The organism is Kribbella ginsengisoli, assembly GCF_039537185.1.
Classification (GTDB): Bacteria; Actinomycetota; Actinomycetes; order Propionibacteriales; family Kribbellaceae; genus Kribbella; species Kribbella koreensis.
Map to the genome: position 1 here is coordinate 344,375 of NZ_BAABAA010000003.1, position 24,584 is coordinate 368,958.

The window sequence follows — 24,584 nt, forward strand, 5'->3', positions numbered from 1 at the left end:
CGGCGTTCTGGCTACTTACTTGGAACCGGACTTGTACTTGTCGTACGCCTGCTGGTTGATCTCCAGGAAGCGCGGCATGCCGGTGCTGTCCAGACCCTTCACGTACGCGTCCCAGTCGGTGTCCAGGTTCTTCGAACCGGTGATGAACGCCAGCTGGTTCTGGGTCACGTAGTTGTTCAGGTTGGTCTGCAGCGTGGCCAGCTCGCCACTCAGGCTCGGGTCCGGCCAGACCACGGCCTGCGGGAACACCTGCGCCCGGTCACCGTGCTTGTCGTACTCCTGGGTCGCCTGGAACAGCCGGCGCTCGTAGCCCGCACCGGTGTAGATGTCCAGCGGCGTGACCTGGGCGTTCCGGAAGGCGAGCACGTTGTGGTACTGCGCCAGCGCGCCCCAGCTGATGTTCTTCGGGGCGTTCTGGACCGGCTTGTAGAGCGGCTTGGTGTTCTTGTCGAGCGCGACCTCGCCCGGTGCCGGCTTGGTCCAGCCGACGCCCTCCGGGCCGTTGTTGGTGATGATCTGGCCCTCGTCGGAGAAGATCCAGTCCAGCATCTTGATCGCCGCGACCTGGGCCTCCTTGCTGGCCTTGTTGGTCAGCATGAAGGTGTAGTTGAGCGTCGGCAGGTACTGCTCACCGGCGTAGCTCTTGCCGTTCGGGCCGGTCAGCGGCGGGACCGCGTCGTACTGCTTGTCCCGGCCGTCCTTGGAGTCGGACTGGACGAAGATGTACGGGTGCAGCATCGACGCGGAGCCGATCCGGACCGCCTTCGGGTCGTTGCCCTGGGCCTGCAGCGCGGCCGCGTTCTGGGTGAACGCGCCCTGGTCGATCAGGCCGTCCTTGTAGAGGGAGGCGATGTACTTCAGGCCCTCGCGCCACTCCGGCGTCGTCACCGGGGTGACCACCTTGTCGCCGTTCAGCGTGATCAGGCCCTGGACGCCGTTGTTCGCGCCGACCGGCGGGTAGGCGTAGGCGCCCATCAGGTACGAGATCAGGGTGCCGTCCTGGGTGTCCGCGGTCAGCGGGATCTCGTCGGCCTTGCCGTTGCCGTTCGGGTCCTGGGTCTTGAAGGCCTTGAGGACCGTGCGCAGCTCCTCAGGCGTCTTCGGCTGCTGCAGGCCCAGCTTCTTCAGCCAGGTCGAGTTCATCCACAGCTTGTTCGGGAAGCTGCAGTGGTAGCAGTCGGCCCACTGCGGCAGCGCGTAGATGTGCCCGTCCGGAGTGGTCGACTCCTCCTTGTAGGACTTGTTCTCGTCCAGGAACTTCTGGATGTTCGGCGCGTTGTCCTTGATCAGCTGCTCCAGCGGTACCGCGACACCCTGCTGACCGAGCTTCATCACCTCGGCCTTGCTGAAGCCGTCGACCCACGGGATCAGGAAGTACAGGTCCGGGTAGTCACCGCTGGCCAGCGAGATCTGCCGCTTCTCCTTGGCCGGGCCGGCGTCGAAGGTGGTGGTCTGCCAGCGGAACTGGAGCTTGAACTTGTCACTCATGATCTTGGTCACCGAGTTGGTGTCCAGGTTCATCGTCTGGTCGGCCGGGGTGAAGACGTCGATGATCGTCTTGCCGTCGGCCGACGTCTCGTTGGCAGCTCCGTCGGATTTGTCGGAGCTGCACGCCGCCAGGGTGGCGAGCAGGCCGGCCGCGAGGAGCGCGGTGGCCGTGCGCACGGATGAGCGCATTACGGTGTTTCCTTTCTGGATGGGCTTTTCAGCCCTTGACTGCGCCGACCATGACGCCCTTGGTGAAGTGGCGGGCGACGAAGGGATAGATGACCAGTACGGGCAGGCTCGAGATGACGATGAGCGCGTACTTCAAAACGTTGGCCAGCTGTTGCTGTTCGAGCTGCTGCGCCAGGTTGGTGGTAGTGGTCGACCCGGAGAGAGTGTTCAGGATCAGCACGTTGCGCAGCACGATCTGCAACGGGTAGAGACCTGGGTCCTTCAGGTAGATCAGGGCGTCGAAGTAGCTGTTCCACTGGAAGATCGCGTACATCAAGGCGATGACGGCGATCACCGGCTTGGACAACGGCAGCACGATCGACCACAGGAAGCGCAGGTCGCTCGCGCCGTCGATGGTGGCGGCCTCGTAGAGCTCGTCGGGAATCGTCGAGCGGAAGAAGGTGCGGGCGATGATGACCTGCCAGACCCCGATCGCACTCGGGATCACCATCGCCCAGCGGGTGTTCAGCATGCCGAGGTCCTGGACCACCAGGTAGGTGGGGATCAGGCCGCCGGAGAACAGCATGGTGAAGATCAGCGCGCTCATGATCACGTTGCGCCCGTAGAAGGTCCGGCGCGACAACGGATAGGCGATCGCGATCGTCAGCGTGACGCTGATCAGCGTGCCGCCGATCGCGTAGATGAAGGAGTTCAGGTAGCCCTTCATGATGAGCGGATCGCTGAAGGCCTCCTGGTACGCCTTGATGCTGGGCTCGATCGGCCACAACAGCACCCGGCCGCCGCTGACCGCCGAGGCGCTGCTGAACGAGTTGGCGACGATGTAGATCAGCGGCACCGCGACCACGATCAGCGCGATCCAGAGCATGATCTTGACGCCGACCAGGAAGATCTTGTCGGTGCGGGTCTCCTCGATCGCGGTCCGCTGCGATCCCTGCGGGCTCTGCCGCCGGCCGGTCCGCCGGATTCCTTCCAGAGTGACGCTCATGACCACAGTCCGTTCCCGGTGATCCGCTTGGCGACGAAGTTCACGATCACCAGCAGGACGAGGTTGATGACGGAGTTGAACAGCCCGATCGCGGTCGCCATCGAGAAGTCGGCGTTCAGCAGGCCGGTCTTGTAGACGTAGGTCGCGATGATCTCCGACTGCGACGCGTTCAGCGGGTTCTGCAGCAGGTACGCCTTCTCGAACCCGATCGACATGATGTTGCCGACGCCGAGGATCAAGATGATCACCGCGGTCGGCATGATGCCGGGCAGGTCGACGTTGCGGATCCGCTGCAGCCGGCTGGCGCCGTCGATCCGGGCCGACTCGTGCAGCGCCGGGTCGATCCCGGCCAGCGCGGCCAGGTAGATCACCGCGGAGTACCCGGTGGTCTGCCAGACGTCGGACCAGACGTAGATGTGCCGGAAGTAGTCCGGCTTGCCGAGGAAGTCGACCTTCGGCACGCCGAACAGGCCGATCGCGTCGTTCACGAAGCCGAGCTGCGGCGAGAGCACCAGGATCGTCATCGAGACCACGACCACGGTCGAGATGAAGTACGGCGCGTAGGTGACCAGCTGCACCGTCTTCTTGAAGACGCCGACCCGGATCTCGTTCAGCGCGATCGCCAGGATGATCGGGATCGGGAAGCTGGCCAGCACGGTGTAGGCGGCAAGGAAGAACGTGTTCTTCACCAGGGTCCAGAACACCGGGTTCTGGAAGAACAGTTCGAAGTTCCTGAAGCCGATCCACGGGCTGCCCCACGGACCCTTGATCGGGCTGTAGTCCTTGAACGCGATCACCGCGTTCGAGATCGGGATGTACTTGAAGATCACGAAGTACGCGAGTGGAACGATGATCAGCAGGTAGAGCTGCCAGTGCCGGCGGAGACTGCGCCGTGCCTCTGTCCAGCGGCTCGGCCGTGGGATCTTCCGTGGCGTCCTCACCGCCTGCTTGAGCGCCGGCGCCGTCGGCGCCGGTTTCACCTCGATCGTTCCGCTCACACCTGCGTCCCTTCGGTGTCGCTGCACTTACCGTGACGGCCCGCTGACTTCTCGGAGCCAAACCGATATCCGATAGGATGTCGGCTTCCACCGGGAGAATGACACAGAACCCGGATGAGTGGAAGAGCAACATTCACTCTCGATACCGGACCTTGACCATGACGGTTCCGGCCTTGCACACAAAGGATTCCGGCCTACTCCATAAGCCGGACAGATTCGTTGCCCCCAGCAACAAACGCCGCAAGGTCCCGCGGATTCCACGGGACCTGGGCGGTCGGCAGCGCGCCAGGTGGAGTCACTCTGAGCTGCGACCCGGGACCTGGTACCTGACTTTATTTCCTTAGTGAACTATATCGCAGTCAATCGCGGTCTGCCGCTTATGTCAAGACTTGAAGTCTCAATCGTTTCCGAGTACTTCGGCAAGCGCGACGCGGCGTTTCCCGGTTCCGGAACTGACGGCCGCCTCGACCATCGCCAGACTCTGCACGTTACTGCTCGCCGGCGTACTGGACGCCGCACCGGTTCGCACGCAGTGGATGAATTCGGCCAGCGAGCCGGCGATCTCCTCCGGAGCGTTGCCGACCGCAATCGATTGCCGGGGATCGCCTGTCTCCGGGGCGTTCTCGCCGTCCCAGAGCACCGTGCCGCGTTCGGCGCCGACCCGCCAGCGGCTGTGCCAGGCGGTCTCCAGCCCCGGGCTGACCCAGCTGCCGTTGAAGACGAACCGGGCGCCGCTGGGGAACTCGAAGATCGCGGTCGCCGCCGCGTCGCCGGCGAACCAGCTCCAGGACGGGTTGAACGACTCGCAGTACACGGCGACCGGATCCTCGCCTAGCAGGGCCCGGGCGGAGTCGAACTGGTGGATCGCCATGTCGAGCAACAGCGGGAACGCCATCTCCTCGCGGAAGCCGCCGAAATGCGGGGCCTTGGCGAACTCGCAGGACACGACGGAGATCGGCCCGAGCTTGGCGGCCGTCTCGCAGAGCGCGGTGAACTGGTTGAGGTACCGGCGCGACTGACTGATCATCAGCAACTGCCCGGTCTCCTCGGCGACCTTGGCGATGTACTGCGCTTCGGCGACCGTCGGCGCGATCGGCTTCTCGCAGAGCACCGGCAACCCGGCGCGCAGCGCCTCCTCGTTGACCTGGTTGTGCGCGGCCGGCACGGTCACGTTGATGACGGCTTCCGCTCCCGTGACGTCCTTCAGCTCCGTCAGGGAGGTGGCCACCGGCACCAGGGCGGCGAGCTCGTCCTCACTCACCCGCTGGGCATGCTCGAGATCGATGTCGACGAGGCCGACCAGCTCGACGCCGGGATTGCCGGACAGATTGTGCAGCCAGGCGCGACCCATCGCGCCGGCGCCGACCTGGATGACGCGGAGGGGTTCAGACACTGATGTCTCCTACTTCGTGGCGTTCCAGTGTGAGGCCTTGCGGAGTGGGCGGTCGGTGGCCGCCACGTTCGTGAGTGGCGGTGAAACGGTTAACTTGGAGCCTAGCCGCGCGGGCGGCGCTCATGTCAAGACTTAGTCCGAGGACTCTGCGAAACCCCCGGCCCGCTCCCCGCACCCCAACTCCACCCCTACACCCTGGAGCCCGGAGGCTCGGCCACCCAGCTTTAGGCGTCGGTGCTCAGACGACCATGGACATGCCAGTCATGCCAGCCATCTGCATGCTTGATCGCTCGCCGTAGCGTTCCCTCATGCGGGAACCCTGTCATCTCGGCGACTCTGCAAGAGGCTTGGTTCAGCGTCGAGTGATGGTTCTCCAACCGGTTGAGGCCGACCTCGCCGAAGGCCCAGCCACACATGGCCGCCACGGCCCGCGCGGCCAGACCTCGTCCGCGTGCGTCGGGCAGCACCCAGTACGAGACGCCGGCCGCGCCCTCCGCCAGCGAGATGCTGCGCAGGCCGACCTGTCCGAGCGGCTCGTCGGTGTCGTCGACGATGGCCCAGCTCACGGCTTCCTCGGCAGCCCACCGCAACGGCCATTGCCCGGTCCACTCGACGGCTTCCTCGAGCGTGTCCAGCCGGCGCACGTGCCAGCGCTGGATGTCCGGGCAGTCGAAGGCAGCCTTCACGATCGGCGCGTCCGCGGCCCGCCACGGCCGGAGTACCAGGTCGTCAGCCTTCAACCGAGGCTGCTGTTTGTCGCTCAGGATTCCCGCGGGCAGGGCCGGTTCAACGAGGATGGGCATGCGGCGAGCCTAAGGCTTGGGGGTGCCAGTGCGGGCCAGCTGCCGTTCGATCATCGGTACGTCGAAACGCCCGGTGCGAGGTCCTGACCACAGCTCGGCCATCACCATGTTGACGCGGAAGACCCGTTGCAGGGGGTCGATCGCGGCCAGCTCCTGCTCGGTCAACGGGATGCCGAGCTCCGTCGCGGTCCGCTGGTAACCGGTGAGCAGACCGGGTGACCGGTGGACCCGGGCGATCACGAACTCCCACGCGCGACTGTCGGCATGCACCAGGTCGAAGTCGATGATCCCGGCCGGCCGGCCGTCGGTGAAATGCAGGTTCCACTCGGCGAAGTCGCCGTGCACGATGGATTGTGGCAATGCCGACAAGTTGCTCTCAGCAACAAGCTGCTTGGCCTCGACCATCGCCGCCTCGGCCCAGCCGGCCAGATCGGGCCGTTCGATGCGCAGGGCGACAACTCCGGAATCCCAGTCCTGGAAGGCGCCCATCGCGTCCAGATCACAGGCCTGGAAGAATCCTTGCCGTTGGCCCAGCTCCAGCTCCCGCAGATCCGCGTGCAGGCGCGCGAGGATCGAGCCCCGCTCCTCGATCTGCCCGGCGGTCTCCGCGGCATGCGGCTTGCCCGGCACGAACCGGGTCGCCGCCCACAGCCGGCCGTCGTACCGGATCGGTCCCGCGACCGGCACCGGGACCGTCCAGCCCTTGGCAGCGAGATGCTGCAACACCGCGCTCTCGTAGGCAAGATCCGCCTCGGTCCGCAACACGTGATAGCGCCTGATGACCAGGCACTCCCCGGTCGCGGTCCAGCCGAGCCAGTTGCCGTTGCCGATCGACTCCGCGTCGGTCGCCCGGGTCTCCTCGAAGCGGTCGATGACCAGTCCGAGTCCTGCCGTCACATCACGCAGCGTCGGGAGCATCGGGCCATTATCCGCGCGCCGGTGGCATCACGGCGTACGGGCCGCGCCGTGTTGGACCCGACCCGACCATCACGGGGGAACGGCCGGGCCGGGCTTCTTCGATCGTACCCCTGGAAGGGCTGCCCAATCGGGTATTCGGCGCCCGCGAGTGACGAAAATCAGCAGCGGGTGACAGGGGTTCTGGTCTAGCATCCCGGCTATGCAAGCCTCTTCCTGAAAGCGCACGTCCGCCAGCGGCTGACACCGGGGTTCCGAGCCGGTCGGCCGAGCTGTGCCGTTGTGCGTCACGTCCGGCGCTGTGACCGTCGCCTACGAACGGTCGTGCTTGTCATGCCCAACTGACGTGCGGCTTTCAGGAGTTCACTCATCATGTCGTTCTTGCCTGCCTACCGGCGCGCGGACCCGGCCCGGACCTACTACGCCTTCCACGGCGTCTGGGCCTATCTGTCCGCGCTGACCTTCACCCTCAACCTCGTTTACCAGATCAAGGAAGTCGGGCTCAGCCCGCTCCAGCTCGTCCTGGTCGGGACGACGATGGAGATCGCCTGCTTCCTGTTCGAGATCCCGACCGGGATCGTCGCCGACCTGCGCAGCCGGCGGCTGTCGGTGCTGATCGGTTTCGCCCTGATCGGGGTCTCGTTCCTGCTCCAGGGCTTCGTCCCCGCGTTCCTCGCGATCCTGGTGGGCCAGGTGATCTGGGGGCTCGGCTACACCTTCACCTCCGGCGCCGACCAGGCCTGGATCACCGACGAGCTCGGTGAGGACGACGTCGGGCCGATCTTCGTCCGCAGCCAGCAGGTCCGGCTCGGCGCGCAGATCGCCGGCATCGTCTCGGCGGGCGCGATCGGGCTGATCAGCCTGAGCCTGCCGCTGAAGGTGTCGGGTGCCGGGATGATCCTGCTGGCGCTGGTCTTGTTCGTCTTCATGCGCGAGCAGAACTTCCATCCGGCCCCGGCCGCCGAGCGCGACACCTTCCAGCAGATGGCCGACACGTTCAAGCACGGCCTGGCAGTGGCAAGGCGCCGCCCGGTGGTCCGTGCACTGGTGCTGATCAGCTTGATCTCCGGGCTGTCCAGCGAGGCCTTCGACCGGTTGTGGTCGGTGAAGATCCTGTCCGACTTCCACTTCCCCGACCTGTTCGGTACCACCGATCCGGCCGTCTGGTTCACCGTGTTCTCGCTGACCGGTACGTTCCTCGCGCTCGGCGCCTCACTGGTGGTCAGCAAGGTGTCGGCCGACCGGGTCAACGCCCTGCACCCGAACGGGCTGCTCGCGCTGCTGGCCGGGTTCCAGCTGCTGGGTGTGATCGGCTTCGCGCTGGCCGGGCAGCTGTGGATCGCGCTGGCGGCGATGTGGTTCGGCGCGATCGCGGCCACCATCAGCTACCCGGTCGAGTCGGCCTGGCTGAACCGCAACCTCGACTCGAGGTCGCGGGCGACGGTGATCTCGATGGTCGGCCAGGCGAACGCGATCGGTCAGGTGGCCGGCGGTCCCCCGCTCGGCGCGCTGGCGGGGGCCACTTCGATCCGTACTGCGCTGACGGTGTCGGGGCTGATCCTGTCGCCGATCCCCTTGCTGTACTTGCGACTGCGGCCGGATACGCGTCACGTAGTACCGGCCGCAGCTTCCTCTGAGGAGGCGGAGAGCTAGTCGACCTCGGCCTCCACGCGGCGGCGGTCGTAGCCGGTCTTGATCAGGCTGGCGACCGTCGTCACGAGGAGGGTGCCGGCGATGAAGCCGAGCGAGGTGGCGATCCCGATGTGCGGCAGGTGGATCGCGCCGATGTCGTCGATGTGCGAGCCGTGCAGCGCCTCGATGATCAGCTTCACGCCGATGAAGGCGAGGATCACCGACAGGCCGACGTTGAGGTAGATGACGCGCTCGAGCAGGCCGCCGATCAGGAAGTACAGCTGGCGCAGACCCATCAGGGCGAAGGCGTTCGCGGTCAGTACGACGTACGCGTCCTGGGTGAGGCCGAAGATCGCCGGGATCGAGTCGAGCGCGAAGATCACGTTCGCCATCCCGATCGCGGAGATCACGATCACCAGCGGGGTGAACATCCGCTTGCCGGCCGGGTTCCTCGTCGCCAGCTTGGCGCCGTCGTAGTCGTGCTGCAGCGGCAGGATCTTGCGCAGGCCGCGGATGACGGCGTTCTCCTGGAAGTCGGTCTCGTCGTTCTCGCCCTCGAGCGCGAGTCTGACCGCCGTGTAGACCAGGAACGCGCCGAAGAAGTAGAACACCCAGCTGGCCGCGGCGATCGCGGCGGCGCCGGCCAGGATGAAGACTGCCCGGAGCAGCATCGACACGACGATGCCGATGTAGAGCACCTTGTCCTGGGCCAGCGACGGGACCGCGAACCTGGCCATGATGATGACGAAGACGAACAGGTTGTCGACGCTGAGGCTGTACTCCGTGATGTAGCCGGCGACGAACTCCGAGCCGGACGCGTCACCGGGTTTGAAGACGAACAGCAGCACGGCGAACAGGCCGGCCAGACCGACGTAGAAGAGCACCCAGCGGGTCGCGTCCTTGATGGTGACGGTGTGGTTGCGCCGGGCGATCACGATCAGGTCGAAGGCGACGATCGCCAGCAGACCGATGATCGTGAGGATCCACACGTGAGCAGGCACGGCAGAGACCATGAGTTTCCTCCGGACGTCGACAAGGGCGGGTCCGGAGGTCTCTTCCGCCCGCTGGTTTCTCGGACCGACAGCACCGGGTGGGCTCCAGGGCTCACCGTGATGACGACGCTGCCGCGAAGGAATACTCCCCTCCACAAACAGACCGAGCTTACCTGGTACCCCGGCTGACCGCCGTGCACCAGGTCACAACCGGCCTGTCCTGCTCGATATCGTATACCGCATACAGACTCCAGTGCCAGCCCCGTCACCGTTTGCCCATCCGGCCGGCCGGGTACGCGGAGGTGGCGCCGCCCACCGCCCGTGGGCTGCACAACTACTGGAGGTATCTGATGGGTATCGGCGCAGGAATCTTTCTGCTCGCCGTCGGCGGCGTACTCGCGTTCGCCGTCTCGGACCGGATCAGCGGCGTCGACCTGACCATGGTCGGCTACATCCTGATGGGCGCCGGCGCCCTCGGCATCGCCTTGGTCCTGCTCCTGAACGGCCAGCGCACCCGGGCGTCCCATACCACCGTCGTCGAAGAGCACCGCGACCTCCGCGACCCCCGGGACCCCCGTATCTGACCCACCAAGCGCCAGGAGACTGAGTGCCGACCCGGATTTGGGTCGCCGGCTGGCGCCGGCTGGCCCTGGGTGCATACCTAACTCGGGTGGGCAATCGTTTACTGCGGCGTGTCGGGGTGGTTCGCGAGGGTTGTGCATGCGTGGCGGTGCGAGCCGTACCCGGCGTCAGCGGAATAGGTGTGGGCGCTGGGGGGCTGTAGGCGGTATGAGATCAATTGTCTTTGACCAACTCGGTGCGGCCGACTCCGTCCTTCGGCTTGTCGATCGCGAGGTGCCGGAGCCCGCCGCGGGAGAAGTGCGGGTCCGGGTCGTGGTGTCGGGCGTGAATCCGACCGACTGGAAGGCCCGGACCGGCCTGTACGGCGGTGAGGCGGTCGAGTCCGTGCCGAACCAGGACGGATCAGGTGTCATCGACGCGGTCGGCGCGGGGGTGGACCAGGTTGCGGTCGGCGATCGGGTCTGGTTCACGCTTGCGGCGTTCCAGCGGCCGATGAGCGGGTCCGCCCAGGAGTACACGACGCTTCCGGTCGAGCGGGTGTTCCCGCTGGCCGACAGCGCGTCGTTCGAGATCGGTGCGAGTGTCGGCGTACCGGCGATCACGGCACATCGCGCGCTGACGGTCGCCGAGGACGGCCCGACCCGGCTTTCGCCAGGAGCTCTTGAGGGCAAGGTGATTCTGGTCGCGGGCGGCGCCGGCGCAGTCGGGCACGCGGCGATCCAGCTCGCTCGGTGGGCGGGCGCCACGGTGATCGCTACGACGAGCCCGGGCAAGACCGCCTACGCGGAGTCCGCCGGTGCACATCACGTCGTGAACTACCGGGAAGAGGATGCGGCCGCGCAGATCCGTTCCTTCGCTCCGGACGGGGTCGACGTGATCGTCGAGGTCGCCGCCGGCGCCAACAACGAGCTCAACCTCGCGGTACTACGCCCGCTCGGCACCATCGCGATCTACGCCAACGACGGCAACCAGCCGCTCGCCCTCGACATTCGCGCGAACATGGGCCTGAACGCCCGGTACCAGTTCCTGCTGCTCTACGGCGTGGGCCCGAAGCTCATCTCGGCCGCGGCCGAGGACGTCAGCGCCGCGATCGCCGCCGGCGTGCTGCCCGTCGGCGAGGACGCGGGCCTGCCGCTGCACACTTTCGACCTGGCTCGGACCGCCGAGGCTCACCAGGCCGTCGAGGCGGGCGCGACCGGCAAGGTGCTGATCACGGTCTCGGAAAGCTGAACCGGTTCGCTGGGCAAGCGCATTCCCGAAGGGTTGACAGGCCTTGACGGACAGTGGTGTGATGCGAACTACGAGTTAGGAAAGGAAACTTTCCTAACTATTAATTGTGGTTCCTGCAGCTCCTTTCCGCCCCGGAACATCAGGAGACCTCCATGACCCGTCGATCATTTCGGCGTGCGCTGCTCAGCGGTCTGTCGGCCGTGGCCGTCACGCTGGCCCTCGCACCCCTCACCCAGTCCGCGACCGCGGCCTCGACCGACTACCAGGCCGAGAACGCCACCATCTCCCAAGGCGTGGTCGAGTCGAACCACGCCGGCTACACCGGGACCGGCTTCGTCAACTACGACAACCTCGTCGGCAGCTACGTCGAGTGGACGGTGACGGCGCCCGCCGGGCCGGCCGACGTGACGCTTCGCTACGCCAACGGGACGACCGCTCAGCGGCCGATGGACTTCACCGTCAACGGCGTGGCCGGCGCGGTCGGCATCACCTTCCCCGGTACCGGCGACTGGACCAGCTGGCAGACCAAGACGGTCCGGCTGACCCTGGCCGCGGGCACGAACAAGATCCGCGCCCGCGCGACCACGGCCGACGGCGGTCCGAACGCGGACAAGCTCACCGTGACGCCGACCAGCGACGACGTCACGCCACCGTCGGCTCCGTCGAACCTTGCCGTCAGCAACATCAAGTCGAACGCGGCCACCTTCACCTGGACGGCGGCTTCCGACAACGTCGGCGTGGTCCGGTACGAGATCAACCGCGGCGGCAATGTGCTCAAGGTGGTCGACGCGAGCACACTGTCGGCGACGGTCGACACGTTGACCTCCAATACGGCCTACGACGTCTCCGTCGGCGCGTTCGATGCCGCGGGCAACGCGTCGCAGCAGAGCAACGTGGTCGCTTTCACCACCCCGCCGAGCGGCGACACGCAGCCCCCGACCGCGCCGGGCAACCTGCGCACGACGTCGATCACCGCGAACAGTGTCGGCCTGGCGTGGAACGCGTCGACCGACAACAGCGGGAGCATCGCCGGGTACGACGTGTACCAGGGCGCGACGAAGGTGTCGACGACGAGCTCGCTGACGGCGACGGTCACGAACCTGACGCCCAACACGCAGTACTCGTTCACGGTCAAGGCGCGCGACCCTGACGGCAACGCGTCGGCCGCGAGCAACGCGGTGAGCGTGCGGACGGCGAGCACCGGGACCGGTGGCATTCCGGCGTACGACCGGGACATCGCGAAGGTCGACCTGGGCTGGAGCGTCGCGTTCCTGCCCGATGGATCAGGGTCGGCGCTCGTCACCGAGCGGGACCGCTTCGAAGTACTGCTGGTGACGTCGACCGGGCAGAAGACCACGCTGGGCAAGGTCCCTGGCGCTGTCACCACGACGGGTGAGGGTGGCCTGCTGGGGCTGGCGTTGTCGCCGAACTTCAGCACCGACCACTGGGTGTACTTCTACCACACGGCCGCGAACGACAACCGGATCGTGCGGATGAAGTACGAGAACGGCGTGCTGGCCACGACGTCGGAGCCGGTCCTGACCGGGCTGGCGAAGAACCGGTACCACAACGGCGGCCGGCTGCGGTTCGGTCCGGACGGCAAGCTGTACGCGACCGTCGGCGACGCGAAGAACAGCGGTAACTCGCAGAACCGCGGCTCGCTGAACGGCAAGATCCTGCGGATCAACCCGGACGGTACGCCGCCGAGCGACAACCCGTTCTTCAGCGAGGGCGGCAACGCGCGGTACGTGTACAGCCTCGGTCACCGCAACCCGCAGGGTCTCGCGTGGGACTCGCGCGGGCAGCTGTGGGCCGCCGAGTTCGGCGAGAACAGCCAGGACGAACTCAACCTGATCCAGAAGGGCGGCAACTACGGCTGGCCCGCCTGTGAAGGAACCATCGGCGACTGCGGCGGCTACATCGCCCCGAAGCGCACCTGGTCCACCTCGCAGGCCGGACCGAGCGGCGTTGAGATCGTCAACGACTGGATCTACATCGCCGGCGTCACCGGCCGCCAGCTCTGGGTCACCCAGATCAACTCCGCCGGCACCGGCGTAGGCACCCCCCAAGCCGTCTTCTCCGGCACCTGGGGCCGCCTCCGCAGCGTCACCAAAACCCCCGACGGCGCCCTCTGGATCACCTCCACCAACGACGACATGAACGGCGGCTCCCCCAGCGGCATCGACAACTTCATCATCCGCCTGAAGTTCCCCTAGCAGCGAAAGCGGTGCTGCCGGCAACGGCAGCACCGCCTCTGCTCAGAGCACCTTCTGAACCTGCTCCCAGGTCTCCCGATTGCTCTCCCAGTGCAGCAACCCACTCACCTCACCCGGCTCCACCCACCGAAAGTCGTCGTGCTCGCTAGGCTCCACCGTCACCACCTGCGAAGGCAGCCGCACCACGAAGAGGCTCTTCACCACCTCGAAGTCCGCAGAGACCTTCACCCGGATCCCGTCCGCCACAAACCGGAACTCACCCTCCCCAACCACCTGCCCGGTCTCCTCGAACACCTCCCGAGCCACCGCCTGTGCAGCCGTCTCGTCCCCCTTGATCCCCCCGGTCAACGGCTGCCAAAACCCCTCCGGCGGCACCTCCTCCGCGGACACATGCAGCAGCAGAACCCGCCCCTGCTCCCCCGTCATCCAACACTCAACACTCCGCCGCACCCGCAACAGTCACTCCTCCTGTAGACCCCGGACGCACTCTAGAAGACCTAGTGGCTGTCAGTGAGTCGGCATCAGCGCGTCCTGAGTCCGCGACTCCATCTACACCCGCCCGAGCTCGACGGAGGCCTTCAACGACGTTCTGGACGCGATCAGTTGAGCTCGTGGATCGGTGTTAGCGTCCGGGTCTGATGATTGAGCTTCCGGGGGGCAAGGTCGCGTTGCGCGACGAGGGGCTGGGCGCCTCGTGGGTCGTGGAGGTGGCGCCGTTCAGGCTGGCTGCTTGCGCGGTGACGCGGGCGGAGTACGACGGTGGTTCAAGTGCCCTGCCTGCTACCGATGTGTCGTGGCTGGATGCGGTCCGGTTCTGCAACGCGTTGTCAGTGCGGGAGGGACTGGTACCGGCGTACGCGATCGTTGATGGGGATCGGGACGGGGAGCAGGTCGCCTGCGATTGGGCGGCCGGCGGGTATCGGCTGCCGTCGGAGGCGGAGTGGGAGTATGCCTGCCGTACTGGGGGCCCTGAGCAACGATACGGTCCACTCGACGAGATCGCGTGGTACCGGGACAACTCGGGTGGGCGCGTGCACGAGGTCGGCGGCAAGGCGGCCAATCGGTGGGGGTTCCACGATCTGCTCGGCAACGTGTGGGAGTGGACCTGGGACCTCCACTCGGCGGCGTACGGACCGTACCGGGTGTTCCGCGGTGGGGGTGCGTACGATCCGCCGAACGCTTGCCGAGCCTCGAGTCGCCGGAAGAGTCACCCGACGTTCCACATCGACGACCTCGGCTTCCGGCTCGCGCGGAGCGGGCACTAGTGCGCTAGAAGGACTGTTGCCGAGGCGAGGCTTTGGGCGATCAGGGCGTGCCCGGCGGCGTTGGGGTGGTCGCCGTCGGGGGCCAGCAGGGTGGTGACGTCCTGGCCTGGCTTTTCGAACGCGGTGAAGATGTCGACGTAGGTCGCGCCGTCGCTTCGGGCCGCGTCGGCAGTCGCTGCGTTTGTCGCGCGGGTGAGGGCGAAGGATGCTTCGATGCCGTCGGGCGTGTAGCGGTCGCGGGCTACTTGCCCGTCTCGGAAGACGTTCCAGTAGCCGGTCATCAGCACGGTCGCGCCGGGGCGGAGGGCGCGGACGCGGGTCAGGATCTGATGCAGGTTGGCGGGTAGGCGGCTGAGCTCTTTGGCGACGCAGCTGTTGGGGACTATCGGCGTACAGGATGCTCGGGTGACGGCGTCCTCGTGGCCGAGGTAGTCGTTGGCGCCGATGGTGATCAGGATGATGTTCGCGGTCTGGACGGCTTCGCTGATGGATGAGTGTTTGTGCTTCAGCTGGGTCAGCAGGCCGCCGGAGTTCATGCCGCTGACACCTTGGTTGTCGACGGCAACCGATTGGCCGGTGCGGTCGGCGATCAGACGGCCGTAGAGCCCTGGGAAGGCGGTACATCGGCAGCCGACGCCGGATGTCACCGAGTCGCCCAGGGCAACGATGGTGAGGTCGGCCTGCTCACGGGCGGCTGGAGCTTCGTCGGCGCCCATGAGCGTCAGCCCGGCTGCGCACAGCAGCAGCGCGACGCCACCGGCCAGCAGGTGTCGAGCCTTCACGGGCCTAGTCTGCCTCACCAGCTGGTGTTGAGCGGCTTGCCCTCGCTGTAGCCGGCGGCGCTTTGGATGCCGATGACGGCGCGGTCGTGGAACTCCTCCAGGTTGGTGGCGCCGACGTAGGTGCACGAGCTGCGGACGCCGGAGACGATCGAGTCGAGCAGGTCCTCGACGCTCGGGCGTTCGGGGTCGAGGTACATCCGGGCGGTCGAGATGCCTTCGCCGAAGAAGCCCTTACGGGCCCGTTCGAAGGGGCTGTCGTCGGCGGTACGGAGCCGCACCGCGCGGGCCGACGCCATCCCGAAGCTCTCCTTGTAGATCCGGCCGTCGCTGTCGCGGTGCGGATCGCCGGGCGATTCGTACGTTCCGGCGAACCACGAGCCGATCATCACGCTCGACGCTCCGGCGGCCAGCGCGAGCGCGACGTCCCGCGGATGCCGTACGCCGCCGTCCGCCCAGACATGCTTGCCCAGCTCGCGGGCTCGGGTCGCGCACTCCAGTACGGCGGAGAACTGCGGCCGGCCGACAGCCGTCTGCATGCGAGTCGTGCACATCGCGCCGGGGCCGACTCCGACCTTGATGATGTCGGCGCCTGCCTCGACCAGGTCCTCGACGCCTTCGGCGGTGACGACGTTGCCCGCGACGACGGGCACCTCGGGGTCGAGGGCGCGGACTGTCCGGAGTACGTCGAGCATGCGTTCCTGATGACCGTGAGCGGTGTCGATCACGAGCAGGTCGATACCGGCGTCGAGCAGCGACTTCGCCTTCTGCTCGGCGTCGCCGTTGATACCGATCGCGGCCGCCACCCGAAGCTTGCCCTGGGCATCGACCGCGGGGTCGTACAGAGTGGCGCGGAGGGCACGCTGGCGGGTGAGGATGCCGACGATGTGGCCGTCCTCGTCCGTCACGGGCGCCAGCCGGTGGTGCCCGTCGTACAGCTGGTTGAACGCTTCCTCCGCCGCGATCCCGGCCGGCAGTCTGAGCGGCTCGCGCGACATGATGCCTTCGAGCTGGGCGTAGCGGTCGACGCCTTCGCAGTCGGCTTCGGTGACCACGCCGATGGCGCGGCCGTTCTCGACCACGATCACCGCGCCGTGGCCGCGCTTCGGCAGCAGGTTGAGCGCCTCGCCGACGGTACCGCTCGGCGCCATCACCAGCGGGGTGTCGTAGATCGGGTGCCGTTGCTTGATCCAGGAGACGACGTCGGCCACCACCTCGACCGGAATGTCCTGCGGAATCACCGCCAGCCCGCCACACCGCGCGATCGTCTCGGCCATCCGCCGCCCCGACACCGCGGTCATGTTGGCCGCGACGATCGGGATCGACGCCCCGCTCCCGTCCGTCGTCGCGAGATCCACATCCAGCCGCGACTGCACGGCCGACCGGTTCGGTACCAGGAACACGTCGTTGAACGTCAGATCCTGCTCCGGCTGCTGCCCCCGAATGAACCGCAAACCACTCACCTCACTACCCAGACGTCAGATCCTTCGGAGACTACGTCACCACTCACCCACGAACCTATGCATTCGGCGCCTGCTTGAAGCCCTTGATGGTGAGCCAGAGGCCCAGGGAGAGTTCCCAGACGAAGATGGGCGCGGTGGCGATGCCCGACCAGAGCGAGAGTTGGTCGTAGGCGCCGAAGATCAGGGCGACGGCGGAGACGAGGAAGAACGGGGCGCCGACCAGGCCGATCGTCGGGATGATGCGCGGGACGAGGCCGGAGCGGTAGAGGAGGGTACCCAGGAGGAGGGCGTTCACGCCGGGCATCACGCCGGGGCCGAGCAGGAAGGTCCAGTCGTGGATCGCGACCAGGGACTGCTGGGCGGTGACGAGGGTTGCTGGATCGGTGCCTGCGACGGGGTTGTCGCGGAGCGTCACCACCGAGAGGATCGTGACTACGCCGACCACGATGTACGCCGCTTCGATGACGCGCGCGGTGACGAAACCGAGGGCGAGGCCTTCGCTCTGGCGCTTGACGACCGGGTAGAGCGCTACCGCAGTACCGATTGCTGTGAGTGCGGTGATGACTTCGAGCAGTCCGCCGAGGAGGATCGGTGCGCTGGAGCCGTTGCCGAGGATGTACTGCGGGTCGTCGACCAGGGAGCTGTAGAGCGGGAGGGCCGGGATCGACGCGGCGAAGGTGGTCAGGTAGAGGATGCCGGCGACTAGCGCCGTCCTGCGCAGGGTGACCGTCGGTGGTGCCGGGGTGCGGGTGATGGTGGTCATGTCGCCTTTCCATGGCTCTGGTGGATCGAGAGCAACGGCAGGCCGGTGTCGCGGACCTTCTGCAACAGACCGTGCAGGGCGGCCTGGTCGGCCAGGGGTCCGCTGATGACGGTGGTGCCGTCGCTCTCGGTGGTCAGGTCGAGCCCGTCGAACCACGCCGACCAGCGGGCGTCGAGATGCCCTTGGAGGCGGATTTCGTACGGTTCGTCCATGACTCGCAAGCTAGGCGGCGAGCTGGTGAGCCGGCATCACCACAACTGGTGATCGGGGTGGTGATTCAGCGGGAGAAGAGCTCCAGTTCGGTGGCGCGGCGGACGGCGGCGCGGCGGCTGGTGACCCCGAGTTTGGCGTAGATGTGCTTGGTGTGGGTGCGGACGGTGTTCAGCGAGACGATGAGTTCGCGAGCGATGCCGGGGCCGTCGAGGTCGGTGCCGAGCAGGCGCAGTACATCGAACTCCCTGGCGCTCAGTGGCTCGATCAGGCCCTGCTTGCGTGCGTTGTTGGTGGTGGCTGCTTGCGGGTCGGCTCGCAGGGTGCGGATCTCGTTGACGCTTCGGGCCCGGTGGCCGGCTTGCGCGGCTTGCAGGAGGCGGTCGAGGAACGCGTCGACCGGGATGCCTTGGGCTGCGAGCACGCGGGCCAGGGTGAGGTGCTCGTACTCGCGCAGATAGCTGAGGTCGTCGTCGACGGTCAGGTTGTGGTCGCGGACCCAGTCGATTGCCTTGTCCAGCTCGCCGGCCGCGAGCCATACCCTCGCGCGCAGTGCGTGGATCGGGCGCACGTTGGGGAAGTAGTCGCTGACGTAGACGGTCTCCGCCTCGTCTAGCAGTTGGAGTGCGGCTTGGTAGTCGCCTTCTGCTTCGCGGATGCGAGCCAGGGCGACGCGGCGGCGATAGGAGTACTGCGGCAGGCCTAGGTGGTCGCCTAGGGCTTGGGCCTTTGCCAGGTACTGGGTCGCGGTTTGCGGGTCGTTGCGGTCCAGGTGGAGTTCGCTCAGGCCGACGTACATGTCGGCGGTGCCGCGGAGTACGGGTTCGCCTGGGGGTGGTTTGAGGAGGAGGGCTTGTTCGAAGGTGCGCATCGCGTCTGCCGGGCGGCCTTGCGCGCTGCGGATGTCTGCCAGGGCGATCGCGCAGCCGAGTGCGTCTGCGGTGTGGCCGGAGGCTTGGAGTCCCGTCGTACAAGCAGTCCAGGCTTCGTGGGCTGCTTCGAGGTCGCCGGCGGACCAGTGGGCGAGGCCGAGCAGTCCGGCGGCGGCGGCGCGCCAGAGGTGGCTGTCTTCGGCTGCGATGGCGAGGGCTTGGCGGGCGTGGGCGACGGTTGCTTCTAGGTTGCCCTGGGCAATGGATTGGGCGGCTCGGTAGGTCTCGATCGCCTCGTTCAGGCGTCCGTACTCGTCGTGGTCGACGATGATCGTTTCGTCGGTGGGGTGGAGGTGGCGCTGGGCGTCTTCGAGTCTGCGGTTTACGTCGGTTGGGTCATGGGTGATGAGGAGCGTACCGGCGTACGAGACACTGAGGACCGGGCGGACGCGGATCACTTCGTCGGGCAATGCCTGCAGCCAGGCCAGCGCGGTCGCCTCCTGCCTGTTCCTGCGCAAGGCCGGGATCGCGAGCTCGATCAGGGTCGCGGCTTGCCCGAAATCCTTTGCTGCCAGGGAATGGCGGATCGCTTCGGCGCGGTCGCCGTTCTCTTCGTACCACGCGCCGGCGCGTTGGTGGAGGCTTGCGACGGCGTCCGGCTGCTCGTCGAGGAGGTGCGCCTGGAGGACGTCGGCGAAGAGCTGGTGATACCGGTACCACCGGCGCTGATCGTCGAGCGGGAAGAGGAAGAGGTTGCCTCGCTCGATCGCGGCGAGCCGGTCCTTTCCGCCGACCTGGCCGGTGACCGCGTCGCACAGTGGGCCGTGTAGGCGATCGAGGATGGAGGTTTGTAGCAGGAAGTGTTGGACCTCCTCGGGCTGGCGTTGCAGCACCTCCTCGGCCAGGTAGTCGACGATGTACCGGTCATCCCCCGCGAAGCCGGCGATGAAGCCGCTGACGTCGTCGCGCCCTTGCATCGAGAGCGCGGCCAGCTGCAGCGCGGCGATCCAGCCCTCCGTACGCCCTTCCAGCACCGCGACGTCGTGCGTCGTCAATGCCAGCCCCATCACGCCGTTGAGGTACTCCGCGACTTCGTCGGCCGTGAACCGCAGCTCCGCCGACCGGATCTCGACCAGCTCGCCCCGCGCCCGCATCCGCGCCAACGGCAGCGGCGGGTCGACCCGGCTCGCGATCACCAACCGGATCTGCGGCGGCAGATGCTCCACCAGGAACGCCATCCCGTCGTGGATCTCACGCCGCTCGATCACGTGATAGTCGTCCAGCACCAGCACAACGTCGTACTCGACCGCTTCCAGGTCGTTGAGCAACGTCGAAAGTACCGCCTCGACCGGCGGCCGCGAAGCCTGCAACAACGACAGCGCGGCGGCTCCGACGTCGGGCACCGCGGTCCTCAGCGCGGCAACCAGATAGGACCAGTACGACGCCGGCTCGTTGTCCCGCTCGTCAAGCGAAAGCCAGGCAGCCTTCCGCCCGTCCTCACCCAGCCACTCGGTGAGCAGCGCCGTCTTCCCGAACCCAGCCGGCGCCGACACCAACGTCAACCCGGTACCCGCACTCAGCCGCTCCCCCAGCCGCCCACGCGACACCACCGCCCGCCGCCGCCTGGGCAGCCGGACCTTCCCCTCCAGCAACACCCCCACCTCCCCTGGACCATAGTGAGGATCAGGCGGCCGCAACACCAGAGCCAACTTTCACCTCATCCGACCGCGGCCCGTAACCGCTCAGCCGTTCCCAGCGTGATCAGCCCGGGCCACCGCCGTAGCCGATCTCGTTGCCGTCCGGGTCGTTGTAGGTGATCTTCCGTACGCCGTTCTCATACGTCTCGCGCTTGACCGGCTCGATCCCACGCGCGCTGAGCCCGTCGACCACCGCGTCGAGATCGCTCACGAACAAGGTCACCAGCGCGTGACCAGCCCGCTCCGCCGCCTCCACGATGTACACGTACTGATGCTCCCCCACCTCCCAAACCGCCTCGACCTCATTGGGCAGAAACGCCGGCTCCCCACCGAAGAACCGCTCGTACCACCCCGAAGCCGCCCCAATGTCCCGAACCGCAACCCCAGCAAACAAGTCAACAGTCATACCCACCATTACAGCCCGGCCCCACCGGTCATCCGAGTTCGAGCCAACTCCGGATTGCCAAGTAGTCGGACTCGGCGAGGCCGATCCGCGGATCGACCGCGTGGAGCAGGGCCCGACCTCGATGGCTGGACTCCACCCAGGCGCGGTCGAGGTCGGTGAGTTCGTCGTCGACCCAGACGAACGAGCGGCCGGCTGCCCATTCGACCAGAGGGTGGGTCTTCCAGTGGAGGCCGGACCGCTCGTACTGCTCGTCGATCTCGGTCGGGTCCGGCCAGATCACCACTGGTAGCTCCGGTAGGCCCAGGCGCGGGGAGATGCTGTCGTTCGCGTCGGTCATCCAGGTGGTCGCCCAGACCAACTCGCAACCCAGCGCCGCGAGCCGGGGGCCTTGGGCTGGATCGATCCGGGCTAGGAGGGGGTTCGAGTCGTCGGTGGATGGCTCGTAGGTCGGGTGGGGCTGAGGTGTCGATCCGAACGGGATGAGCGGGCCGTCGACATCTAGGAAAAGCAGCGGGCGTAGTACGGGATCTGGCACGGGTGCACGATAGCGACGGCCGGAGAGAACTAGTGCCAGTTGCTGATGGTGGTGTCGTTGGGGTCGGGGGCGCCTTGGCCGGATTCGAGGAGGGATTTGAGGCTTAGGAGGAAGACTGCCCACTTGGTACTGCAGTGGGACATGAACTCGACGGGGTCCTTCCAGCCTTCGTGCTTGAAGTGGATGATGGCCCAGTCGTCGACCTGTTCCAGGTCCCAGATGACGTGGGTGGTCAGCCACTCCTCGGGGCCTTCGACGACCTCCCAGAGGACGCGTTTGCCGGGGTCGAGTTCGAGGACCTTCATGTCGAAGCCGCCGGGGCCGAAGGTGAATGTGGTGACGCCGTCGACGGCGCCGGGCTCGCCCTTGGTGTTCGTGGTCCACCAGCCGGACAGGCCCTCGATCGTGGTGAGGGCGGTGTAGACCTCGGCCACCGACGACTTCACTCCGACTCTGTGCAGGATGTCTACCATGTCGATTCCTTTCAGGTGCAACCTTTTGTTGCATATGAAAGTAGCCCAACCTGGATTGATACGCAACCCATGGTTGCAGGTGGGGATATCGATCAGTTTTCGAGAAGCGCGGGTGGTAGGCGGGTTCGTAGGGTGAAGCCATGACCACAACGAAGAAGTCCACGGCAGCGAAGTCCAAGTCCTACGACGGGTTCACCGACGAGGAGCGCGGGGCCATGAAGGAGCGGGCCCGGGAGTTGAAGGCGGCGTCCGGCAAGGCGGAGGCCGAGGCAGCGGTACTGGAGAAGATCGCGGAGATCGCCGACGAGGGCGACCGGGCGATGGCCGAGCGGATCCACGCGATCGTCAAGGAGCACGCCCCGGAGCTCTCGCCGAAGACCTGGTACGGCATGCCCGCCTACGCCAAGAACGGCAAGATCGTCTGCTTCTTCCAGCCGGCCGACAAGTTCAAGGCTCGCTACAGCACGCTCGGCTTCAACGACCCGGCCAACCTCGACGACGGCGACATGTGGGCGACGTCCTTCGCGCTGACCAAGCTGACCCCGGCCGTCGAGAAGCAGCTCACCGCGTTGATCAAGAAGGCCGCAAGCTGAGATCCGGTACTACGTGAGCTTGCGCCCCACGAGGTGGAAGGGCCGGCTGAGTTGCCGATACGGGTCTCGCTTGCTGGCCTCCAGCTCGACCGCGGCCATCGCGGCGACCTGCGCCGAGTCGGTCAGATCCACGTCGACGCCGCTGAAATCAAGCCAGTCCGTGAAGAGCCAGACGCCGTACCACTCCAGCGCGGCGACCCCATGGCTCTTCATCAACTCGCTGAGATGCTCCACCGTGTCGGCCCGCGTCGGCACGCCCAGCACCCCGATCTCCTCGGTGGAGTCGAAGGCCGCCAGCGCATCCTCCCAGCGGCGCTCGAGCGCGGGACGTATCGCCATCGTGTTGGCATTGCCCGTCATGATCGACACCAGACCGCCCGCGACGGCGCACTGACACAACTGCGATACCAGTTCGTCCGGCTGATCGAGATATCCGAGTACGCCGTGGCACAACACCGCATCGAACAGCCGCCCACCCACCAGCTCGACAGCCTTCAAGCCGTCGCCTTGCAACAACGTCACCCGCTTCTGTACCTCAGCAGGCAGGCGATCGAGTCGCTCTCGCGCCTTGTCCAGCATCGCCGCGGACGGATCGAGCAGCGTCACCGCGTAGCCGGCCTGCGCCAGTGGGAACGACTGATGCCCCGCTCCCCCACCGACATCGAGCACTGCGCCTGGCGGCCCGGCCAGGTGCTCGAGCAGTTGGTGGTGCATCACGTACGTCCGCACCCGGCCCTTCGGCGAGGCATACGCGCCCTCGGCAAACGAATCCGCCAACCCGGCCCAGCTGTCATCAGTCACTTGTCCAACATAAGACCGGGCGGGGTGAAGGGCGCCGCAATGGAGGTGGTCCGGTTGGCTGTCGGCGGCCGAGGCAGACGCTGTGCTCAAGTCGGCCTGGGCCGCTGGAAGCGGGTACACGAGGAAGCTGCTAGGCAGGGGGTTCGCGGCGGGTGGTCGGGGCCGGGGGGGTCCGCGGCGGGTGGTCGGGGCGGGGATCAGGGGACGAGGATTACTTTTCCGGCGGCGGTGCCGGATTCGGCGTAGTGGAGGGCGTCGGCTATGTCGGCCAGGGGGAAGGCCCGGGCGATGCGGGCGGTGATCTCGCCGGCGGCGAGGAGGGCGAGGACGGCTTCCAGGTCGGTGCGGAGTTCGGTCTGGTAGCGCTCGGGGCGGCGGGCCTTGCCGGCCCATAGGTTGAAGAAGGTCGCGGACTTTCCGTTGGGGAGCAGGTTCCACAGGAACAGGCGGCCGAAGAGGGCGAGAACGGGGAGTTTGGCGTTGCCTTGGTCGTCGCGGGTGGAGGCGGTTCCGTAGGAGACGAGGTATCCGCCGCGGCCGAGCATCGACCAGGAGTGGCGGATGCCGGTACCGCCGACGTGATCGAAGACCGCGGCGACTCCGTCCGGGGCGATCGCCTTGACTGCGGCGACGGTGTCCTGTTCGCGGTCGACCGGGATCGCGCCGAGCTCACGGACGTACGGGAGGTGACGCTTGGAAGCGGTTCCGATGACCTGCGCGCCGAGGTACCGGGCGAACTGCACGAGGAGTGATCCGACGCCGCCGTTGGCGCCCAGTACGACGATGGTGTCGCCGCGCTTGACCTTCGCGATCCGCAGCATCCGCCAGGCGGTCACGCCGTTGACGATCAACGCTTCCGCCTCTTCGGCCCCCACCCCGTCCGGCACCGGCACGAGGTCCGCGGTGTTCAGCACCAGCCGGTCCGCCCAGCCACCGACCTTGGTCAACGAGGCAACCCGCTGCCCGACCACGAACCCGGCGCCCGAGTCGGGGCCGAGGGACTCGATTACGCCGACCACGTCGTAGCCGGGTACGAACGGGAAGGGCGGCTGGTCGTAGTACCGGCCGCGGCGCATCTGTTGTTCGGCGAACGAGACTCCCGTCGCCTCCATCCGGATCAGCGCCTGGCCTGCTTCGAGCTCGGGGATCTCCCGCCGGCGCAGGCGCAGTCCCTCCGGTTCGACGATGCCTGGGAGCTCTACCTCGGTGATCATCTCGTCCTCGCTTCGTTCTCGGTGTGTCGTGCTGACGAGATAGACGATGCCGTGACGAAGGCAGGCGGCGCGTCGGCGAAAACTACGTAG

At 66.8% G+C, this 24,584-nt stretch carries 24 protein-coding genes; 6 read left to right on the plus strand and 18 right to left on the minus strand.

Annotated features, from left to right (window positions below; all coding sequences use genetic code 11):
* Positions 1-15: 15 nt before the first annotated feature.
* From ABD768_RS15270 to ABD768_RS15295, 6 genes are all read right to left on the minus strand, one after another.
* Positions 16-1,677 carry a type 2 periplasmic-binding domain-containing protein gene (locus ABD768_RS15270; RefSeq protein ID WP_343971763.1) on the minus strand — a complete coding sequence of 554 codons (1,662 nt, stop codon included), beginning with the start codon at positions 1,675-1,677 and terminating at the stop codon, positions 16-18.
* A gap of 28 nt (positions 1,678-1,705) precedes the next feature.
* Entirely contained in the window at positions 1,706-2,662 is a 957-nt protein-coding gene (locus ABD768_RS15275) for a carbohydrate ABC transporter permease (RefSeq protein ID WP_343971760.1), read from the minus strand.
* The gene (locus ABD768_RS15280; RefSeq protein ID WP_343971757.1) at positions 2,659-3,660 is read right to left on the minus strand and encodes an ABC transporter permease; all 1,002 of its coding nucleotides are present in this window, start codon (positions 3,658-3,660) and stop codon (positions 2,659-2,661) included. Before ABD768_RS15280 ends, ABD768_RS15275 begins: the two co-directional genes overlap by 4 nt.
* Positions 3,661-4,057: 397 nt before the next feature.
* On the minus strand, positions 4,058-5,053 hold the full coding sequence (locus tag ABD768_RS15285; RefSeq protein ID WP_344841122.1) for a Gfo/Idh/MocA family protein: 996 nt from the start codon (positions 5,051-5,053) through the stop codon (positions 4,058-4,060).
* Between the two features lie 224 nt (positions 5,054-5,277).
* Positions 5,278-5,856: a GNAT family N-acetyltransferase gene (locus ABD768_RS15290; protein WP_344841124.1), complete on the minus strand. Its 579-nt coding sequence runs from the start codon at positions 5,854-5,856 to the stop codon at positions 5,278-5,280.
* A gap of 9 nt (positions 5,857-5,865) precedes the next feature.
* Entirely contained in the window at positions 5,866-6,774 is a 909-nt protein-coding gene (locus ABD768_RS15295) for a phosphotransferase enzyme family protein (RefSeq protein WP_344841127.1), read from the minus strand.
* 369 nt (positions 6,775-7,143) lie between these two features.
* On the opposite strand from ABD768_RS15295, the gene ABD768_RS15300 reads away from it, so the two are divergent.
* Positions 7,144-8,424 (plus strand): MFS transporter, encoded by a 1,281-nt coding sequence (locus ABD768_RS15300; RefSeq protein WP_344841128.1) that lies wholly within the window; start codon positions 7,144-7,146, stop codon positions 8,422-8,424.
* On the opposite strand, the gene ABD768_RS15305 is transcribed toward ABD768_RS15300, so the two are convergent.
* Positions 8,421-9,404: a TerC/Alx family metal homeostasis membrane protein gene (locus ABD768_RS15305; RefSeq protein ID WP_343971745.1), complete on the minus strand. Its 984-nt coding sequence runs from the start codon at positions 9,402-9,404 to the stop codon at positions 8,421-8,423. The genes ABD768_RS15300 and ABD768_RS15305 overlap by 4 nt on opposite strands.
* Before the next feature lie 341 nt (positions 9,405-9,745).
* Between ABD768_RS15305 and ABD768_RS15310 the strand changes: the two genes are divergently transcribed.
* The 3 genes from ABD768_RS15310 to ABD768_RS15320 all read left to right on the plus strand — a co-directional run bounded on the left by ABD768_RS15310 (position 9,746) and on the right by ABD768_RS15320 (position 13,423).
* Complete coding sequence (locus ABD768_RS15310) at positions 9,746-9,979, plus strand: DUF6458 family protein (RefSeq protein WP_344841131.1); 234 nt, start codon at positions 9,746-9,748, stop codon at positions 9,977-9,979.
* A 205-nt stretch (positions 9,980-10,184) separates the two neighbouring features.
* Positions 10,185-11,207 carry an NADPH:quinone reductase gene (locus ABD768_RS15315; protein ID WP_344841133.1) on the plus strand — a complete coding sequence of 341 codons (1,023 nt, stop codon included), beginning with the start codon at positions 10,185-10,187 and terminating at the stop codon, positions 11,205-11,207.
* A 152-nt stretch (positions 11,208-11,359) separates the two neighbouring features.
* A complete protein-coding gene (locus tag ABD768_RS15320; protein WP_344841134.1) occupies positions 11,360-13,423 on the plus strand; it encodes a PQQ-dependent sugar dehydrogenase in 2,064 nt (687 codons plus the stop codon).
* Positions 13,424-13,465: 42 nt separating this feature from the next.
* Here ABD768_RS15320 and ABD768_RS15325 read toward each other — a convergent pair whose 3' ends face one another.
* A complete protein-coding gene (locus ABD768_RS15325; protein WP_344841135.1) occupies positions 13,466-13,873 on the minus strand; it encodes an NUDIX domain-containing protein in 408 nt (135 codons plus the stop codon).
* Between the two features lie 188 nt (positions 13,874-14,061).
* Between ABD768_RS15325 and ABD768_RS15330 the strand changes: the two genes are divergently transcribed.
* Complete coding sequence (locus tag ABD768_RS15330) at positions 14,062-14,688, plus strand: formylglycine-generating enzyme family protein (RefSeq protein WP_344841137.1); 627 nt, start codon at positions 14,062-14,064, stop codon at positions 14,686-14,688.
* On the opposite strand, the gene ABD768_RS15335 is transcribed toward ABD768_RS15330, so the two are convergent.
* From ABD768_RS15335 to ABD768_RS15370, 8 genes are all read right to left on the minus strand, one after another.
* Positions 14,685-15,470: an SGNH/GDSL hydrolase family protein gene (locus ABD768_RS15335; RefSeq protein ID WP_344841139.1), complete on the minus strand. Its 786-nt coding sequence runs from the start codon at positions 15,468-15,470 to the stop codon at positions 14,685-14,687. The two genes, ABD768_RS15330 and ABD768_RS15335, sit on opposite strands and share 4 nt — an antisense overlap.
* Positions 15,471-15,484: 14 nt before the next feature.
* Positions 15,485-16,921, minus strand: a complete 1,437-nt coding sequence (locus ABD768_RS15340; protein ID WP_344841141.1) for a GuaB1 family IMP dehydrogenase-related protein — start codon at positions 16,919-16,921, stop codon at positions 15,485-15,487.
* A gap of 64 nt (positions 16,922-16,985) precedes the next feature.
* Entirely contained in the window at positions 16,986-17,693 is a 708-nt protein-coding gene (locus ABD768_RS15345; protein ID WP_344841144.1) for a DUF4386 domain-containing protein, read from the minus strand.
* Complete coding sequence (locus ABD768_RS15350; RefSeq protein WP_344841146.1) at positions 17,690-17,905, minus strand: hypothetical protein; 216 nt, start codon at positions 17,903-17,905, stop codon at positions 17,690-17,692. Before ABD768_RS15350 ends, ABD768_RS15345 begins: the two co-directional genes overlap by 4 nt.
* Positions 17,906-17,970: 65 nt before the next feature.
* Positions 17,971-20,430 carry a winged helix-turn-helix domain-containing protein gene (locus tag ABD768_RS15355; protein ID WP_344841148.1) on the minus strand — a complete coding sequence of 820 codons (2,460 nt, stop codon included), beginning with the start codon at positions 20,428-20,430 and terminating at the stop codon, positions 17,971-17,973.
* A 106-nt stretch (positions 20,431-20,536) separates the two neighbouring features.
* Positions 20,537-20,878 carry a VOC family protein gene (locus tag ABD768_RS15360; protein ID WP_344841150.1) on the minus strand — a complete coding sequence of 114 codons (342 nt, stop codon included), beginning with the start codon at positions 20,876-20,878 and terminating at the stop codon, positions 20,537-20,539.
* A 28-nt stretch (positions 20,879-20,906) separates the two neighbouring features.
* Positions 20,907-21,413, minus strand: a complete 507-nt coding sequence (locus ABD768_RS15365; RefSeq protein WP_344841152.1) for an HAD domain-containing protein — start codon at positions 21,411-21,413, stop codon at positions 20,907-20,909.
* A gap of 29 nt (positions 21,414-21,442) precedes the next feature.
* The gene (locus tag ABD768_RS15370) at positions 21,443-21,886 is read right to left on the minus strand and encodes an SRPBCC family protein (RefSeq protein WP_344841154.1); all 444 of its coding nucleotides are present in this window, start codon (positions 21,884-21,886) and stop codon (positions 21,443-21,445) included.
* Between the two features lie 140 nt (positions 21,887-22,026).
* Between ABD768_RS15370 and ABD768_RS15375 the strand changes: the two genes are divergently transcribed.
* On the plus strand, positions 22,027-22,479 hold the full coding sequence (locus ABD768_RS15375) for an iron chaperone (protein WP_344841155.1): 453 nt from the start codon (positions 22,027-22,029) through the stop codon (positions 22,477-22,479).
* Positions 22,480-22,488: 9 nt separating this feature from the next.
* On the opposite strand, the gene ABD768_RS15380 is transcribed toward ABD768_RS15375, so the two are convergent.
* Together ABD768_RS15380 and ABD768_RS15385 are read right to left on the minus strand one after the other, a co-directional pair.
* Positions 22,489-23,193 (minus strand): class I SAM-dependent methyltransferase, encoded by a 705-nt coding sequence (locus ABD768_RS15380; RefSeq protein WP_425558429.1) that lies wholly within the window; start codon positions 23,191-23,193, stop codon positions 22,489-22,491.
* 284 nt (positions 23,194-23,477) lie between these two features.
* Positions 23,478-24,494: a medium chain dehydrogenase/reductase family protein gene (locus ABD768_RS15385; protein ID WP_344841159.1), complete on the minus strand. Its 1,017-nt coding sequence runs from the start codon at positions 24,492-24,494 to the stop codon at positions 23,478-23,480.
* Positions 24,495-24,584: the final 90 nt, after the last annotated feature.